General features: G+C 58.3%; 12 protein-coding genes and 1 pseudogene. 4 read left to right on the forward strand and 9 right to left on the reverse strand.

Annotated features, from left to right (window positions below):
• From N879_RS20500 to N879_RS15765, 9 genes and pseudogenes are all read right to left on the reverse strand, one after another.
• Nucleotides 1-7,282 (reverse strand): autotransporter-associated beta strand repeat-containing protein (locus tag N879_RS20500; protein WP_022983418.1); only part of this gene is annotated, 7,282 nt, incomplete at its 3' end.
• Nucleotides 7,283-7,357: 75 nt separating this feature from the next.
• A pseudogene (locus N879_RS20990) lies at nt 7,358-7,477 on the reverse strand (ESPR domain-containing protein); the annotation flags it as partial.
• Nucleotides 7,478-7,749: 272 nt separating this feature from the next.
• Complete coding sequence (locus N879_RS15735; protein ID WP_009463876.1) at nt 7,750-8,955, reverse strand: molybdopterin molybdotransferase MoeA; 1,206 nt, start codon at nt 8,953-8,955, stop codon at nt 7,750-7,752.
• A 103-nt stretch (nt 8,956-9,058) separates the two neighbouring features.
• The gene (gene moaB, locus N879_RS15740; RefSeq protein WP_009463875.1) at nt 9,059-9,601 is read right to left on the reverse strand and encodes a molybdenum cofactor biosynthesis protein B; all 543 of its coding nucleotides are present in this window, start codon (nt 9,599-9,601) and stop codon (nt 9,059-9,061) included.
• Nucleotides 9,594-10,073 (reverse strand): molybdenum cofactor biosynthesis protein MoaE, encoded by a 480-nt coding sequence (locus N879_RS15745; protein ID WP_009463874.1) that lies wholly within the window; start codon nt 10,071-10,073, stop codon nt 9,594-9,596. The genes moaB and N879_RS15745 overlap by 8 nt, the downstream gene beginning before the upstream one ends.
• A gap of 1 nt (nt 10,074) precedes the next feature.
• Nucleotides 10,075-10,332, reverse strand: coding sequence for a molybdopterin converting factor subunit 1 (moaD, locus tag N879_RS15750; protein WP_009463873.1), 258 nt, complete (start codon nt 10,330-10,332; stop codon nt 10,075-10,077).
• Between the two features lie 19 nt (nt 10,333-10,351).
• Nucleotides 10,352-10,855: a cyclic pyranopterin monophosphate synthase MoaC gene (gene moaC, locus N879_RS15755; RefSeq protein ID WP_009463872.1), complete on the reverse strand. Its 504-nt coding sequence runs from the start codon at nt 10,853-10,855 to the stop codon at nt 10,352-10,354.
• Between the two features lie 79 nt (nt 10,856-10,934).
• Entirely contained in the window at nt 10,935-11,573 is a 639-nt protein-coding gene (locus tag N879_RS15760; protein WP_009463871.1) for a response regulator transcription factor, read from the reverse strand.
• Nucleotides 11,566-13,536: a PAS domain S-box protein gene (locus N879_RS15765; protein WP_022983419.1), complete on the reverse strand. Its 1,971-nt coding sequence runs from the start codon at nt 13,534-13,536 to the stop codon at nt 11,566-11,568. The genes N879_RS15760 and N879_RS15765 overlap by 8 nt, the downstream gene beginning before the upstream one ends.
• Before the next feature lie 115 nt (nt 13,537-13,651).
• On the opposite strand from N879_RS15765, the gene N879_RS15770 reads away from it, so the two are divergent.
• The 4 genes from N879_RS15770 to N879_RS15785 all read left to right on the forward strand — a co-directional run bounded on the left by N879_RS15770 (nt 13,652) and on the right by N879_RS15785 (nt 17,633).
• Nucleotides 13,652-14,635, forward strand: a complete 984-nt coding sequence (locus tag N879_RS15770; protein WP_009463870.1) for a TRAP transporter substrate-binding protein — start codon at nt 13,652-13,654, stop codon at nt 14,633-14,635.
• 119 nt (nt 14,636-14,754) lie between these two features.
• A complete protein-coding gene (locus N879_RS15775) occupies nt 14,755-15,390 on the forward strand; it encodes a TRAP transporter small permease (protein WP_009463869.1) in 636 nt (211 codons plus the stop codon).
• Nucleotides 15,387-16,712: a TRAP transporter large permease gene (locus N879_RS15780; protein WP_022983420.1), complete on the forward strand. Its 1,326-nt coding sequence runs from the start codon at nt 15,387-15,389 to the stop codon at nt 16,710-16,712. The genes N879_RS15775 and N879_RS15780 overlap by 4 nt, the downstream gene beginning before the upstream one ends.
• Nucleotides 16,713-17,123: 411 nt before the next feature.
• Nucleotides 17,124-17,633 (forward strand): peroxiredoxin, encoded by a 510-nt coding sequence (locus N879_RS15785; RefSeq protein WP_009463866.1) that lies wholly within the window; start codon nt 17,124-17,126, stop codon nt 17,631-17,633.
• Nucleotides 17,634-17,742 lie beyond the last annotated feature (109 nt).

Below are 17,742 nucleotides of genomic sequence, written 5' to 3' on the forward strand. Positions count from 1 at the left end.
CGGTACCGCCTACATAGGTATTGGTGCCCGCCAGGATGACCGTCCCTGTGCCGGTTTTTTCCAGTGAGCCGATGCCCGTGATGGCTCCGTTCAGGCTCAGGCTGGTGTTGGCGTTAACGGCGATCGTGCCGGTTTGTTCCAGCTCAATTTGACGAGCGCTGGCGAAAGAGTCAGTCACCGCCAGGGTGCCATTGTTCAGGCTGACTTGTCCCTGGATATCGCCCAAATTAGCGTCTTGACTGACCTGCACCGTGCCATCAGTGATACTGGTGCCGCCTTGGTAGCTATTTTGCCCACTCAGTACCAGGGTGCCGGCACCGCTCTTGTTCAAGGCACCGGTGCCGCTTAAAGTGCCGCTCAAATTCAGCGCGGTGCTATCGGCAACCTTCCAGCTTGCATCTACCAGGAAGCTGGCCGCGCGAGCCGAGCTAAAGGAGTCGGAGGTGGCCAGTGTGCCGCCCTTGAAGACCAGCTTGCTGCTGCTATCCCCCAGATTGGCATCGCGAGCGACTTGTACCGTACCTTGCTTGAGCACGGTGTCGCCTTGGTAGCTATTGTTGCCGCTCAGCGCCAGTGTGCCATTGCCGTCTTTGATGAGTTCAGCCGTCCCTGATACCGTTCCGTTCAGATCCAGCGTGCTGTCATCGTTGATCTCAAACTGTCCTGCATCCAGCAGGGCGATATCACGAGCAGTACTGAAGGAGTCCGTGGCGACCAGGGTGCCGCCCTGGAAACGTAACTCACTGCTGACTGCACCCAGGTTCGCGTCCTGAGACACTTCCAGGCGACCGTCGGCCAGTGTTGTGCCGCCGGTGTAGCTGTTCTGACCACTCAGCACCAGGGTGCCAGCGCCGGTCTTGAGCAGAGAGCCTGCACCCGACAGTTCGCCCTGGAATTGTCCGGCCGAGGACTGCTCGAATACGAGCGTACCCTGGTTGAGCACATTGCCCGACAGGGAACTGGCATTGCCAATCAGGGTGCCCGCCAGGATTTGTGTGTCGCCATAGCGGTTGGCGGTGTTGGACAGGCGCAGAGTACCCTCGCCTTCTTTAATCAGATTGCCGCTCCCGCTGATTTGCCCGCTCAAGCCCAGTACCGTGTTGGCCGCCACATCCAGATGGCCGGCTTGATTCAGTGTGATCTGGCGTGTGCTGTCAAAAGAGTCCGTCGTGGCTAAGGTGCCGCCCTGGAAGTTCAGTGCACCGGAGCCTAAATTGCTGTCCTGGCTGACGACGACGCGCCCTTCATGCAGGGTGGTACCGCCTTCATAGGTATTGGTGCCCGCCAAGACGACCGTCCCTGTGCCGGTTTTTTCCAGTGAGCCGGTGCCTGTGATGGCTCCGTTCAGGCTCAGGCTGGTGTTGGCGTTAACGGCGATCGTGCCGGTTTGTTCCAGCTCAATCTGACGAGCGCTGGCAAAAGAGTCAGTCACTGCCAAGGTGCCATTGTTCAGGCTGACTTGTCCCTGGAGATCGCCCAAGTTGGCGTCTTGACTGACCTGCACCGTGCCATCAGTGACGTGGGTGCCACCTTGGTAGCTATTTTGCCCACTCAGTACCAGGGTGCCGGCACCGCTCTTGTTCAAGGCGCCGATGCCGCTTATGGTGCCGCTCAAGCTCAGCGTGGTGCCATCGGCCACCTGCCAGCTTGCATCTTCCAGGAAGCTGGCAGAGCGAGCCGAGCTAAAGGAGTCGGTGGTGGCCAGTGTGCCGCCCTTGAAGACCAGTGTGCTGCTGCTATCCCCCAGGTTGGCGTCGCGAGCGACTTGTACTGTGCCTTGCTTGAGCACGGTGTCACCTTGATAGCTATTGCTGCCGCTCAGTGTCAGTGTGCCATTGCCATCTTTGATGAGTTCAGCCGCCCCTGATACCGTTCCGTTCAGATCCAGTGCGTTGTCCTGGCTGATCTCAAACTTTCCTGCATCCAGCAGGGCGATATCGCGAGCAGTACTGAAGGAGTCCGTGGCGACCAGAGTGCCGCCCTGAAAACGTAACTCACCGCTGGCGGCGCCCAGGTTCGCGTCCTGGGACACTTCCAGGCGGCCGTCGGCCAGTGTTGTGCCGCCGGTGTAGCTGTTCTGACCGCTCAGCACCAGGGTGCCCGCGCCTGCCTTGTGCAAGCTGCTGCCATCCCAGCCCGTGGCGCTGTTGCTTGTCTGGTCCTTCAAGTCCGTGCCGACGACGAACCGATTACTGGCATCGGTCAAGGTGAAGGTGCCGTGGGCCAGATTGTTGTTGGCGGTCCAGCTCAGGCCATAGCTGGCCAGTAGTTGAGTTTGGTCAGCGGACTTGTGTGTGTTCAGGTTGAGATAGTCCACCGTGCCATTGAAGCCGCCCACCTGAATGGAGGCGAAGTCGCCTTGTATGCCGTCACGTGTAGTCACCAGCACTTTGTCCAGCTGGCCTTCGTGACTGATGCCACCCAGTGTGAAGGCAACCTGGTCTCCCAGGATCACGCTGTCCGCTACCAGTGCGGGGCTGTTGGGACCAGCGGCAATGTCCAATACCGTGTTGTCGTGCAAATTGACGGTGCCGTCCACGTGGAGGGTAGCGGGTCCTTGCACGGATAAGGTGCTGTCTGCCCCTTCGATATTCAGGTCACCCACCAGGTGGCTGGCGGCTCCGTTCACGCCGTTACCAAACTGCAGGGTGCCGTTCTTGACGCTGGCCGAACCACCGAGCTGCCCCAGTACGGTCAGCGTGCCCTCGGACACCGTGCTGTGGCCGGTATAGCCGCTATTGTTACCTGATAGCGTCAGGGCTCCCGCGCCGGTCTTGAGCAGAGAGCCAGCCCCCGACAGTTCGCTCTGGAATTGTCCGGCCGAGGCTTGCTCGAATACTAGCGTACCCTGGTTGAGCACATTGCCCGACAGGGAACTGGCATTGCCAATCAGAGTGCCCGCCAGAATCTGTGTGTCGCCATAGCGGTTGGCGGTGTTGGACAGGCGCAGAGTACCTGCGCCTTCTTTAATCAGATCGCCGCTCCCGCCGATTTGGCCGCTCAGGCCCAGTTCGGTGTTGTCCGCCACATCCAGATGAGCGGTTTGGCTCAGGGTGATCTGGCGGCTCATGCCAAAAGAGTCCGTCGTGGCTAAGGTGCCGCCCTGGAAGTCCAGTGCGCCCGAGCCTAAATTGCTGTCCTGGCTGACGACGACTCGCCCTTCATGCAGGGCGGTACCGCCTACATAGGTATTGGTGCCGGCCAAGATCATCGTTCCTGTGCCGGTTTTTTCCAGTGAGCCAGTGCCCGTGATGGCTCCGTTCAGGCTCAGGCTGGTGTTGGCGTTAACGGCGATCGTGCCGGTTTGTTCCAGCTCAATCTGACGGGTGCTGGCAAAAGAGTCAGTCACCGCCAAGGTGCCATTTTTCAGGCTGACTTGTCCCTGGAGAGCGCCCAAATTAGCGTCTTGGCTGACCTGCACCGTGCCATCAGTGACGTGGGTGCCACCTTGGTAGCTATTTTGCCCACTCAGTACCAGGGTGCCGGCACCGCTCTTGTTCAAGGCACCGGTGCCGCTTAAGGTGCCGCTCAAGCTCAGCGTGGTGCCATCGGCTACCTTCCAGCTTGCATCTTCCAGGAAGCTGGCCGCGCGAGCCGAGCTAAAGGAGTCGGTGGTGGCCAGCGTGCCACCCTTGAAGACCAGCTTGCTGTTGCTATCCCCCAGGTTGGCGTCGCGAGCGACTTGTACTGTGCCTTGCTTGAGCACGGTGTCGCCTTGGTAGTTATTGTTACCGCTCAGCGCCAGTGTTCCAATGCCGTCTTTGATGAGCTCAGCCGCCCCTGATACCGTTCCGTTCAGATCCAGCGAGTTGTCCTGGCTGATCTCAAACTTTCCAGCATCCAGCAGGACGATATCGCGAGCAGTACTGAAGGAGTCCGTGGCGACCAGAGTGCCGCCCTGAAAACGTAACTCACCGCTGGCGGCGCCCAGGTTCGCGTCCTGGGACACTTCCAGGCGACCGTCGGCCAGTGTTGTGCCGCCTTCATAGTGGTTGGCAGTGTTGGACAGTCGGAGAGTGCCCGCGCCTTCTTTAACCAGCTTGCCGCTACCACTGATTTTTCCGTTCAGCCCCAGTACGGTGTTGTCTGCCACATCCAGATTAGCGGTTTGGCTCAGGGTGATCTGGCGGTTCATGTCAAAAGAGGCTGTGCTGGCGAGTTCGCCGCCCTGAAAGCTCAGTGCGCCGGAGCCTAAATTGCTGTCCTGGCTGACGACTAGTCGTCCTTCATGCAAGGTGGTGCCGCCTTGATAGCTATTATCGCCACTCAGCACCATCGTACCGCCGCCCTTTTGATGGAGCGCACCCGTGCCCTCAATGGAGCCCGTCAGAGCCAGGGTGGCACCCGAGCTGACCGTAATGGTCTCTTGTTGGTCCAGCTCTATTTGGCGGGCGCTCGTAAAGGAGTTCGTGGCGTGCAAAGTCCCACCATGCAAGCGGATGCTGCCGCTGGCATCCCCTAGATTGGCGTCTTGCGCCACTTCCAGGGTGCCCTCATGAATGGCTGTGCCGCCCAGGTACTGGTTTTGACCGCTCAGACGTAGCGTGCCATTGCCTGTTTTCAGCAAGGCGCCTGTGCCGCTGAGTGTGCCACTCAAGTGCAGTTGTGACTGATCGGATATGTTCCACTGTGCATCTTGCTTGAACTCGGCTGCGCGAGCCGAGTTAAAAGAGGCGCTTGTGGCCAGTACGCCGCCGTTAAAGAGCAGCCCCCCTTGGCCGTCTCCCAGGTTAGCGTCGCGATCAATGCTCACGGTGCCTTCCAACAGGTTCAGACCGCCGCTAAAGCTGTTGTCACCGCTTAGGGTCAGTGTGCCCGAGCCTAGCTTGGACAAGCTGCCCGAGCCGGCGAGTACGCCGTTCAGCCCCAGGTTTTTGTCGGCACGCACCTCGATTTGCCCTGTTTGCGCCAGCTGTACATCGCGTGAGCTATCAAACGTCTGTGTTGCGACCAGCGTGCCCCCGTTCAGCTTGAGTCCGCCTGTGGCATTCCCCAAGGCGGCATCGCGGGCGACATGCAGTTGCCCGCCTTGCAATTCAGTGCCGCCGCTATAGCTGTTCGCCGCGTTCAACTCCAGGATGCCTGCACCTTGCAGGATCAGGGCTCCGGTGCCCGAGACGATTTGGTTCAGGTGCAGAGTACCGCCAGAAGCAATATTGAACTGGCTGTCCTGATCCAATTGGACCAAGCGTCCCAGGTGGAGATCTTGTTGGGTGGCCAAGGTGCCGCCATCCATGATCAATTTGGACGTGGCACTGCCCAGGTTGTTGTTGTGTTTGATGCTCAGCGTGCCTTCGGAAACCCTTGTGTCGCCGCTGTAAAGATTGACTGCATTCAGCTCCAGGGTGCCTGTGCCTTGTTTGTGCACCGAGCCCGAGCCGGAAATGACCTGGTCAAAGCGGCCATTGGCGACTTGATCAAAGACCAGCTTGCCCAGGTTGGAGACTTGGCCAGAAATGGAGCTGGTGTTGCCGATCAGTGTGCCCGCTCGAATATAAGTATTACCGTAGGCGTTGGCGTTACCGCTCAAGCGCAGCGTGCCATCACCCGCTTTGATCAGATCGCCAGGCCCGGAGAGGGTGCCTTGCAAGTTGACACTTGTGTTTGTGGCCGTGTCTATTCTTCCTGCATTCGCAAGGGTGATGCTCCGCATGCTGTTAAACGAGCCAGTCGTCTTCAGCGAACCCCCTTGGAAAGTGAGGGTTGTGCTGCTGCCTCCCAGGTTGCCATCGTTTTGAACCTGCACCGTGCCAGCGTTCAGGATCGTGCCGCCCTCATAACTGTTTTGAGCGTTCAGCACGAGGATGCCATTTCCGCTTTTAGTCAGCGCCCCTGTACCGGATATGGTGTTGTTCAGGCCCAGTGTTGTGTTGGAGGCAACGTTGAATTCGCCAGCCTGATTGAGTGTGACCTTTCGGTTGCTGTCAAAAGAGGCCGTCGTGGCCAAGGTGGCTTGATTGAAAGACAGTGAGCCACTGGCTGCACCCAGATTTTCGTCGCGCTCGACCTCCAGGGTCCCGCCTGTCAGCACGGTGCCGCCGGTATACGTATTGATACCAGCGAGAACCAGGGTTCCTGGCCCGGCTTTGGTCAAGCTGCGGCCGTCCCAGTTCGTGGCGCTGTTGCCAGACTGGTCTTTCAGGTTTGTGGAAACCGTAAATTTGTCTGAAGCTTTGGCCAGGGTGAACGTGCCATGTGCCACCGTAGTGTTGGCATTCCAGCTAAGGATAGAGGCGGCCAGCAAGCGAGCGCTATCGTCGGACTTGGTAACTTGTACTGTCTTGTAATCCACCTTGTCGGGGGAGGTATCCACCACATTGATGGTTGAAAACTCGCCGTTAATGCCATCACTGGTCTGGATGAGAGTGCGCACGCTCTCGCCCACATTGGCGACATTGTTCAGCTCAAGTGTGACGCCTTGCCCGATCTTGAGCTGTTTGGCAGAGAGGGATTGGCCCGACTGCGCGACACCCAGGTCCAGGATGGTATTGCTCGCCAGCTCAAGGGTCTGATCAACGCTTAGCTGGGCCGATGAGTCTATCGCCAGAGTACTTCCTGAGCCCTGAACGCTCACACTGTTGACGAGGTTATGAAGGCCCGCTGTTTTATCTCCAAACTGCAAGGTGCCGCCGTTTACCTGCATATCACCGCTTAGCGTGCCTCTGATAAGCAGCGTGCCGCCTGAGACGGTGGTCTTGCCCTTGTAGTGCTGGCTGTCAGCCGTCAGGATGGTAACGCCGGCGAGTTGATTGATGTCATGCTGTCCCGAGCCGGGCAGGCTCACCAGTGGGCTTGCAAACAGATGGGTATCGGAAGTGTTGAAGTTGACGGTCCCCTTGCCCGATCCGAATTCAACACTGCCAGCCTCCAGGTAACCGGCGGCAACGGGCTCCGCTCCGGGAGCGGCACCGATAGTGAGCGTGCCCTGGCCTGTGGACTGGGCGCCCAGGATCATCTTGCTACCGTAAGTTTTCAGGCCGCCTGACTGCATCAGGTTGACTGCTCCCGTTCCAGCGTTGCCCACGGTTAGTACGGTGGGCTGGTGGGGGGCGGGTGGTTGTATGTGGTAGGAGGAGTTGAGCCCCGAGACGCTGATAGTGCCAATGCCGCTGATCTCATGGCCCAGGATGACGCTGCGACTCTCGTGGTAAGCGGTACCATAATTGACGGTTTCGATGCGTTGAGCACCCGTGCCAGTTTTGCCCACAAAGAGGTTTTGACGGTCCCACAAGATCTCTCCCGTGTGGAAGCTATCGGCATGTGCCTGACCTGACAGGGCCATGGCAAGCAGGGCTGCCCTGAGCGTATGGTGCAGCCATGTTGCTTGACGCTCCTGGATGGGCAGCCTTGTACCTGAGGATGTTGCTGATACCGTGCTTGATTGGCCCCGGCCTTTCCCATGCCCTTTAGCCAATTCACTGACGACCTGCCAAAGTCCGAGACGGCGATTAAAGATAAGGCGATAGGTGTTATTCATTGGCTGCTACCGGGGTGAGACATTGATAAGAAGGGATAGTCAGTGACAGCCAGAGTGAATGGCTGACCGACAGGCAGCCGGCCAGTATAGGTAAGAGCCGTTGAACGCTCAGAGGGGCAATGACAGGTAATTAAACGTGACGATGTCGCAGCAAAAAATGAAGCTGCCGGGCAGGCGGGCAAGAGCCTGGAACTGTTCGTTCAAGCAAAAAAAACCGCCCTGATCAGGGCGGTTTCTTATGGCAAGGCCAAAGCTTGGATCAGTGTCTGAACTTATGCCTGCCACTGGCTGTATTCATACAGACGCACAACGTCGCCGGGGGCAGTGTGGGTATCGGCAGGGAGGCGGGCCAGCGCCTGTGCCCAAGGCAAGGAGCTGATCACGCCTGAACCCTGATTATCGAAGGGGCGAACCAGCAGGCGGCCCTGCTCGTCGTTATCTACCTGAACACGAATGAACTCTTCGCGGTCACCTTCAAAGTGACGCTCGCCCTGCAGGATGCCGTAGCGTGTGGTGGGCAGGACTTGCTGGCGACCTTGCAGACGACGAATCAGGGGAGAGACCATCAAGGAGAACACGGCGTAGGACGACACCGGATTGCCGGGCAGGCACACCAGTGGTTTCTGATCAATGTAGGCCAGCGCCAGCGGCTTGCCGGGTTTCATGCGCACTTTCCACAGATCCAGCTGGCCGCCTATGCCTTCGATGGCAGGTTTCACAAAGTCTTTTTCACCGACCGAGACACCGCCTACGGTCAGCACTAGGTCGCAGCGTTGCAGCAGCTCTTTCAGGGCGTCCTGAATGGCTTCCAGCGTGTCCTTGGCATGAACCGCGTGGACTGTTTCAACCCCTAGCGCTTGCAGTTGTGCACGCAGCATGGGGGCGTTGGAGTTGTAGATCTGGCCGGCTTTCAAAGGCTGGCCGGCAGGGGTCAGCTCGTCGCCGGTGGTCAGAATACCGACGGTCAGCAGCGGGTAGACCTGCAGCTGAGCGTGGCCTTGCGCAGCCAGTTGGGCAATATGGGCCGCCGTCAGCTTGGTGCCTGTGGTGATCAGCACTTCACCAATGCGCATGTCCTCGCCTCGGCGGCGGATGTTCACACCAGCCTCGGGCATTTCCAGAATGCGCACACCTGCTTCGTCTTCCTGGCAGTTTTCCTGAATAACCACGGTATCCGCCCCGGGTGGCAACATGCTGCCGGTAAAGATACGGATCGCCATGTTCTCTTTCAGCGTTTCAGGAATATCGCCGGCATAGCAGCGCTGCTGAATGGGCAGTACCTTGCCGTCGGCAATGTCAGCCAGGCGCAGAGCATAGCCGTCCATGGCGCTATTGTCGGCGGGCGGCATGTCCAATTGCGCTTGAATATCCTGGGCCAGAATGCGTCCCAAAGCTTGCGACAAGTCGCAGGTTTCGGTTTGGGTGGGGACTTGCCCTGCCTGGGCCAGTCGCTGCTGAGCTACGTCAAATTCGATCATAGGTTTGGGGAAACTCGATAAAACTGGGTTCTGGTTTGGAGCGAGTGATGGCCGTGTGGTCGTCACCGTGCGTGCAAGCTGCTCTGTACCGTTGCATGTGGGGTCAAGCCTGGGCTGAAGGGGCGGGTGGCTCCAGATATTCCGAGGCAAAATTGCAGGGCCGATGTCGGCTGTCCAGCTGCTCTTTCAGGATCTTTTCCCAGGCCAGCTTGCAGGCGCCGCCCGAACCGGGAATGCAGAACAGCAAGGTACGGTTGGCCGTTCCTGCCAGCGCATCGGACTGCAGCGCCGAGGAGCCAATGTCCTGATAGGACAAGTAGCGGAATTGTTCTCCAAAGCCGGTAATGACCTGATCCAGCAAGGGGGTGACGGCCGCAATCGTGGATTTCTTGTGGCTGAAGCCGGTGCCGCCATTGCAGATGATGACGTGAATGTCAGGATCCACAATCCATTGGCTCAAGAGCGCACGGATAGCGTAAATATTGTCCTTGCTGATGGCGCGCTGCACACAGTAATGGCCGCTTTCCGTCAAGCTGGCGGCCAGGTAATCACCCGAGCTGTCCTCGTCGGGGCCCCGGCGGTCTGAAATCGTCAGAACAGCCGCGTTCAAACGTGCGGCGGGGCGGTCGGTCTTGGCTTTAGACATGCTTGTCGGTGTCCGCAGAGGTATTCCAGGAATCGGTTTTCTGGGCGTCGCTGTCGCGCTGCTGTACCCAGAAACGCTTGCCGTCAGCCAGGGTTTCGCGCTTCCAGAAAGGGGCGCGGGTTTTCAGCACGTCCATGATGAATTCGCAGGCGCGAAAAGCGTCGCCACGGTGGGCACTGGTGACGCCAACATACACAATCTGCTCGGTCAGGTGCAACTCGCCCACGCGGTGTACGACCAGCGTATCCAGTATGAGCCAGCGTTGACGGGCCTGGTCGCAAACCGCTTCAATCTCGCGCTCGCACATGCCGGGGTAGTGTTCCAGGAACAGGGATTCGGTGGCGGTGCCATCGGCCTGATCGCGCACATAGCCGGTAAATGTCACCATGGCACCGGCCTTGCCGCCAGCCGTGGCGCGCAGCTCCGCGTTCAGGGCCGCGACATCAAAGTCTTCAGTCTGGATGCGAACCATCTCAACCTCCGGTGACGGGCTCGAACACAGCCACTTCATCGCCGGGGCGGACAGGGTCGGTAGGCTTGGCGTGAAACTGGTTGACGGCCACATGCAGGCGGCCGGCCATATCGCTTAAATTCGGGTGGCGTTGCAGCAGGGCCTCGGTCCATTGCTGAACGGTGCCTTCCTGGGGCCATTCCCAGTTTTCCTGGCGCTGGCCTGTGCGTTCGGCCACTTGGGCGAAGTACAGGACGCGCAATGTCAAAGGGCTTGTCATGCTATCTCCGTGAAAGGGCTTAGAGCTGGGCAGTCCAGGTTCCGCTTTTGCCGCCGGTTTTCTCCAGCAAACGGGTCTGTTCGATCACAATGCCTTTGTCGGCCGCTTTGCACATATCGTAAATGGTCAGGGCGGCAATGGAGCAGGCCGTCATGGCTTCCATCTCGACGCCGGTGGTGTAGCGGGTGCGGCAGGTGGCCAGCACGGCAATGGTGCCTGCTGCGGCGTCGCTTTCAAAATCAATGCCGACAAAATCCAGGGGCAGGCTGTGGCACATGGGAATCAGCTCGGCACAGCGCTTGGCGGCCAGCACACCGGCCACGCGTGCGGTGTTCAGCACTTCGCCCTTGGCATTGTGCTGAGCGGACAGCAATTGGTAAGCAGCGGGACTCAAACGCACCACGGCGCGGGCCGTGGCCGAGCGGGAGGTGGCGGATTTGTGGCTGACATCGACCATCTGAACTTTTCCATCTTCATCCAGATGGGAAAGGTGCAAATCTGTGTTTTCGGTAGTGGTGCTCATGATCGCTCCGGGACCGGGCCTAGTGCGCGGTTCTAATTGTTTATGGTTGCATTATATACACCCGGCGCGGTGGCTCTGGCTAAGGCCCCGGCGGGTTGCGGTCTTCCCGCAAGCGGGCCGGGTCCAGCAGTCGGGCCAGTTCGATCAGGGTGCGAGCCTGCATTTTTTCAAGTGCCCGAGCGCGGTGCACTTCCACGGTGCGCATGGTGATGCTCAGGTCCTGGGCAATCTGCTTGTTCAGCCGTCCCTCCAGGGCCAGGGCCAGCACTTCGCGCTCGCGCTGCGACAGGGTGTCCAGCCGCTCTTCCAGTGCCTGCTCGTTGTCCCGTTCTTCCTGACTGGCCTCGTAGCTGCGCAGCACATCCAGTACCCGGTCCACCAGATCGTTATCGTTAAAGGGCTTTTCGATGAAATCCGCCGCGCCTTGTTTCAGCGCGGTCACGGCCAGCGGCAGGTCGCCGTGGCCGGTCAGGAAAATAACGGGCAGACGGGATTGGCGCTCGCGCAATTGCTCGAACACTTCCAGGCCGGACAGACCATCCATACGTATGTCGAGCAGGATGCAGCCCTGCGTTTCGGGGCTCAGGGCATTCAGAAAAGCCTCGCCGCTTTCCCAGAGTTCGGTATTGACCTGCCGGGTGGAGAACAGCCAGGACAGGGCATCGCGGATGGCCGGGTCGTCGTCCACGATGTGGACCAAAGGGGCGCGCTTAGTCATGTTCGATCAAGGGTAGGGAAAACAGGAAGGTAGCACCGTGAGAAACCCCGTTTTCAAACCAGAGTTTGCCATGGTGCAACTCCACGATGGAGCGGCAAATGTTCAAGCCAATACCCAGACCTTGGGCTTTGGTGGTGGTAAAGGCCTGGAACACTTCTGCCATGATCGTTGCTGCCACGCCGGGGCCCTGGTCGGCCACCATCACCAGCACGACACCATTGCTGGCTTGCATGGTCACTTCCAGTACCCGGCGTTCTGGCTCCAGGCCCGACATGGCTTCGGCGGCATTGCGCAGCAGGTTGAAAATCAGTTGTTCCAGCAGTACCTTGTCGCCCATTACAGGCAGGTTTTCAGGGTGGGAGGGCACAATCAATTGAATCTGGTGATGGCGCAGACCTGCCTTGGCCATGGCCAAGGCGCCTTGCAAGGCATCGGGCAAATTCAGAGGGCTAAGCTGCGGATCGCGCTTGCGCACAAAGTCGTGAATGCGGTGGATGATTTGCCCTGCGCGGCGGGTTTGTTCCGCCAGGCTTTCCAGACCGCGACGCAGCTGTTTCGGGTCCAGCGGTTCATTACCCAGCAGGTTCAGGGAACCAGCCGCATAGCTGGCAATGGCCGAGAGCGGCTGGTTCAGCTCGTGGGCCAGTGTGGAGGCCATTTCACCCATGGTAATGAGCTTGGCCGTGTGGTGTAGCTGTTCGGATTGGGAACTGGCCAGGGCTTCGGCCTGCTTGCGCGAGCTGATATCGATGATGGAACTGATCCAGCCCACGTGCCGTTTTTGCGCGTCAATCAGCGGGGATTCAAAGACCTGCACATCGACACGTGAGCCGTCCGGGCGCTGGAACAGGGTGTCAAAAACTTGCACCGAGCGGGAGGATTTCAGTCGATCTCGACGCTCCAGTGTTTCATCCATCATTTCCGGCACCCACCAGGGCATGGGTGGGGCCAGACCAATAATTTCTTCGCTGCTGCGGCCCACCAGTTCGCAAAACGCCGGGTTCACATACAGCACCTTGCCGTCCAGATCGCGGGCGCGCATGCCAGTCACCATGGAGTTTTCGATTGCGCTGCGAAAGGCCTGCTCCTGCATCAGGGCCAGCTCGGCTTCACGGCGCTTGCGGACGTAGTGATGTTGCATGGCCAGGTTCACCACAGCCAGCAGGGCCAGGCCCGCAATCACGGTCAGTAGCAAGGTGAAGGTGGGGATGTTCTTTTGCGGGTAAGGCGTCATCAGTAAACGCACACCATGCAAGGGCGGGTCTACCGACATGGCGTAGCGCAACTGGCTTTCGCCCGGCTCGCCTTTGGAGCGTGTGGCCAGCGTCTGGTCGCTTTGGTCGATCAGGGAGACGTGATATTGCTCGGCAATCCACCAGGGCACGTTTTCCATCAGGATGGTGGCCAGCGAAAAGGTGGCGCGCAAGGTGCCGACAATATCGTTGTCTTCGTAAATGGGAACCACCAGATCCAGCACGCTTTCCTGGTGTTCATTGGAGTAATAGGCCGGTAGCCAGGTGGACGTGCGCGGCGTGCTGACGTGGGCTGCAATCCGCGTATCAGCACCGGGCGGGCGCACCAGCAAGGTGGTGCCAAATCGATCCTGCACGGCCACTTTCAGCAGATCCGGGTGGATGGTCTTGAAGTGCTGTAATTGCGTCAGCGCGGTCTGGGTCGTGACGGGCTGGGACTGGACTTCAATTTCGCTGGCAATGCGGCTTAAATTGTTCTCGTGCGAGCGCAGCTGAAAGGACAGGGATTGCTCCACCCACAAGGCATTGCGTATCAGCTCGTTGGACTGCTCCTCATCCCGTTCCTTATTGACCGCCCAGGCAAACACGCCCATCAGCAGCACAATAATCAGGATGGCCAAAATAGGCACATAGGTGCTGATCGGGTAGGCCGCCAGAGTGCGCGAGGCCGCTTGGCGTATGAATCCGGACGGACGGGCAAGACGCATCATGACAAAAGGTTTCGGATTTCCACAATAGATAATTCGGGGCCGCTTTTTTAAGCTACACGCTTTCAAGCACATCAATCAATAAAACGTGTCGGCTCTTAACCGACCGGAGGCAAACATGAAAAAGACCCTTGTGGCCAGCTTGCTGGCGTCCGTATTCTTGTCCGCGCCTGTTCTGGCTAACCCCATGATCATCAAGTTCAGCCACGTTGTATCGCCAGATACACCTAAGGGCAAGGGTGCCGTGCGCTTTAAGGAACTGGCCGAAAAGTACACCGAGGGCAAGGTGGTTGTCGAGGTCTACCCGAACTCGCAGCTTTACAAGGACAAGGAAGAACTGGAAGCCCTGCAACTGGGCGCCGTGCACATGCTGGCTCCGTCGCTGGCCAAGTTTGGCCCTCTGGGCGTACGCGAATTTGAAGTGTTCGACCTGCCTTTCATTTTTCAGAACCGTGAGGACCTGCGTAAGGTGACCGAAGGTCCTGTGGGCCGCATGCTGCTGGACAAGCTGGAGCCCAAGGGCATCAAGGGTCTGTCCTACTGGGATAACGGCTTCAAGGTCATGAGCGCCAACACGCCCCTGAAAAGCGTGGATGATTTCCTGGGTCTGAAGATGCGCATCCAGTCCTCCAAGGTTCTGGAAGCCCAGTTCAAGGCACTGGACGCTGTGCCTCAGGTGATGGCCTTCTCCGAGGTATACCAGGCTCTGCAAACAGGTGTGGTCGACGGCACCGAGAACCCGCCATCGAACATGTACACCCAGAAAATGCACGAAGTGCAAAAGCACGCCACCGTGTCCAACCACGGTTACCTGGGTTATGCCGTGATCGTGAACAAGAAGTTCTGGGAAGGTCTGCCTGACGATATTCGCCAAGGCATGGAAAAAGCCATGGAAGAAGCCACGGTTTACGCCAACGACATTGCAGAGCAAGAGAACAACGATTCCATGAAGGCCATGGAAGAGTTCGGCAAGACCCAGTTCTACCAACTGAGCGATGCCGAGCGTCAGGAATGGGTCAAGCAGCTGCGTCCCGTGCACAAGGAAATGGCTTCGCGTATCGGCCAGGACGTGATCGACGCCTTCTACAAGGCTACCGAATAAAGCCTGCTTCATCTGATTGTCTTGTACAGGTCTGATTCAGACCTGTTCTTCTTTTCTTCCCGCTACATGCTTGTGTCTGCCCGGCCCCCGGGCGGGCAGACTGTAGTCTGGAGCTACCCATGTTTTTACGATTTCTGGACCGCTTTGAGGAAATTTTCATCTCATTTCTGATGGTGGCGGCCGTAGTGATTATTTTTGTAGCGGTCTGCCAGCGCTACTCGGTCAGCCTGCTGGCGGATCTGGTGTCCTGGTCGCGGGCTCAGGGTTATGAGTCCATTACCGCCATGGCCCGTTCTACCTATCGAAGCGTGGCCGGCGTCAATTTGCTCTGGGCACAGGAACTGTGCATTTACCTGTTTGTCTGGATGGCCAAATTCGGCGCCGCTTACGGCGTTCGTGTTGGTATCCACGTGGGTGTGGACGTGCTGGTGAACGCTGTGGGCCCACGCTGGCGTCATCTGCTGGTGGTGATTTCCCTGTTCGCCGGTGCCTTGTTCACAGCCATTGTTGCCTGGATTGGTGGCCGCTTTGTCTACGGCATTGCCCAGACAGCCCAGGTGTCGGCTGACCTGGAAGTGCCAGTGTGGATTGTGTATCTGGCGGTACCTGCGGGCTCCTTGCTGATGTGCTTCCGCTTCCTGCAAGCCTTGATGAACTTTATCCAGACGGGCCATTTGCCTCATCACGAGCCTGCGGCGGATCTGATCGCTGAAACAGAGCGCGGTGTGTCTGAATCCGAAGGAGCGCGCGCATGACCGCCCTGATTATTTTTGCCTTGCTGGCTATCCTGTTGCTGACAGGCATGCCGGTATCGATTGCCCTGGGTCTGACGGTGATGGGGTTCCTGTTCACCATGACCGAAGTTCCTATGGACAGTATTGCGCTCAAGCTGTTCACCGGGATCGAGAAGTTCGAGATCATGGCGATTCCGTTCTTCATCCTGGCCGGTAGCTTCCTCACGCATGGCGGGGTCGCACAACGCATGATTCGCTTTGCCGCTTCCATGGTCGGCCACTTGCCCGGCGGTATGGGTTTGGCTGCTGTACTGGCTTGCGCGCTGTTTGCATCGATCAGTGGCTCCTCGCCTGCTACCGTGGCGGCTATTGGTTCCATCATGATTCCGGCCATGGTTAAACAAGGCTACCCCGTGCAATTCGGGACTGGCATTGTGGCGACCTCCGGCGGTCTGGGCATCTTGCTGCCACCCTCGATTGTGATGGTGATGTATGCCGTGGCAACCAGCGGCATGATGGTTGAAGGTCCGGATGGGGTCAAAGTTGGCACGGCTTCTATCGGTCAGCTGTTTATTGCCGGTGTGGTTCCGGGTTTGATCCTGGCGTTTCTCCTGGGTGCCACGACCATGTTCCGCGCCTGGAAACTGGGCTACCCCCGTATGCCGCGTGCTTCCTACAAAGAACGCTGGCGCGCCTTCATGGACTCCATCTGGGGGCTGATGTTGATCGTTATCGTGATGGGCGGGATTTACTCCGGTGTGTTCACGCCTACCGAAGCAGCAGCTATCAGTGCGGTTTACGCCTTTGTGATTGCGGTCTGGGTCTACAAGGATGTGAAGCTGCGCGAGGTCAAACGTATCGTGCTGGAATCGGCAGCCATGAGTGCCATGCTGCTGTACATCATCACCAACGCGGTCATGTTCGCCTTCATTCTGACCTCCGAGCAGATTCCACAAGCCATTGCGGAATGGATTGTGTCGCAAGGCATGGGCCTGATCGCCTTCCTGCTGTTCGTGAACGTCCTGTTGCTGGTGATCGGTATGGTGATGGAGCCCTCGGGACTGATTCTGATCATGGCTCCCATCCTGTTTCCTGTCGCCATGAAGCTGGGCATGGACCCGGTTCACTTTGGCATCATGCTGGTGGTGAACATGGAGATTGGGCTGGCGACACCACCAGTGGGCTTGAACCTGTATGTGGCGTCCAGCATATCGAAGTTGGGCCTGACCGAAGTTACCAAGTCCACATTGCCTTGGTTGCTGACTGGTTTGGCCTTCCTGTTGATGATTACCTTCGTACCTGAAATTACGCTTTGGCTGCCCCGCATGATGGGATGGCTGTAGTAGTCCTGATCGCTATCCGCGAGCAGGGCAAGGTGAGCCCCTGATGTGGCAGTACGGCTTGATGCAAGCTGCGCAAGACGTGAATCACCTTGAAGGCCGGGCAAAAAGCCCGGCCTTTTTTTTGTCGCTGGGCCGTCCCAAGGCAAACGCTCCCCCTCGGGGGGCGGCAAGCAAAAGGCGTAGCGTGGGGGCTTTTTTTGTCGCTGGGCCGTCCCAAGACAAAAAACTCCCCCTCGGGGGGCAGCAAGCCGAAGGCGTAGCGTGGGGGCTTTTTTTGTGTCCAGACCCCGCGCGGTTTTGTAGCCCTGTGAAACGTACTGATAAGTGTTATTTGCTAAGACAGGCCAGTCTATTAGTATCATAGGTAGTTCGGGCCGCCATACTGGCGGTATTTATTCATACGGAGACCTTATGTCCATTTCAGTCGGTGCGCGCGTTCCAGACGCGACCCTTAGCGAGTACATTGAAACCGCCACAGAAAGCTGCCCTATGGGCCCCAACAACTTTCAGGTGGCTGATCTGGTTAAAGGCAAGAAAATTGCCGTGTTCGCCGTTCCTGGCGCTTTCACCCCCACCTGCTCCGAGCAGCACTTGCCTGGCTTTATTGCCAAGGCAGACGAGTTCAAGGCTGCCGGCGTAGACGAGATCTGGTGCGTGGCAGTGAACGATCCTTTCGTAATGGGCGCTTGGGGCAAGTCCCTGAACGTCAATGGCAAAGTACGTCTGCTGGCCGATGGCAGTGCTGTCTGGACCAAAGCATTGGGTCTGGAATTTGACCTGACGTCCAAAGGCCTGGGTGTGCGCTCCAAGCGTTTCTCTGCCTTGCTGGAAGACGGTGTTGTCAAACAATTGAACATTGATAACGACGGCGGCCTGCACACATCGGATGCAGACACCCTGTTGAAACAGGTAAAGTCGTAAGTATCTGATCCCCCGCCAGTCCGGCGTGGCGAGGGATAGAAGGATTGCAAGGCGCTGGCGGCAAGCTGGCGCTTTTTTTTACCGTGCTCCTGTCGCAAAACCCAGGCCG

Source organism: Alcaligenes sp. EGD-AK7 (assembly GCF_000465875.3).
In the GTDB taxonomy this organism is placed as follows: Bacteria; Pseudomonadota; Gammaproteobacteria; order Burkholderiales; family Burkholderiaceae_B; genus Alcaligenes; species Alcaligenes phenolicus.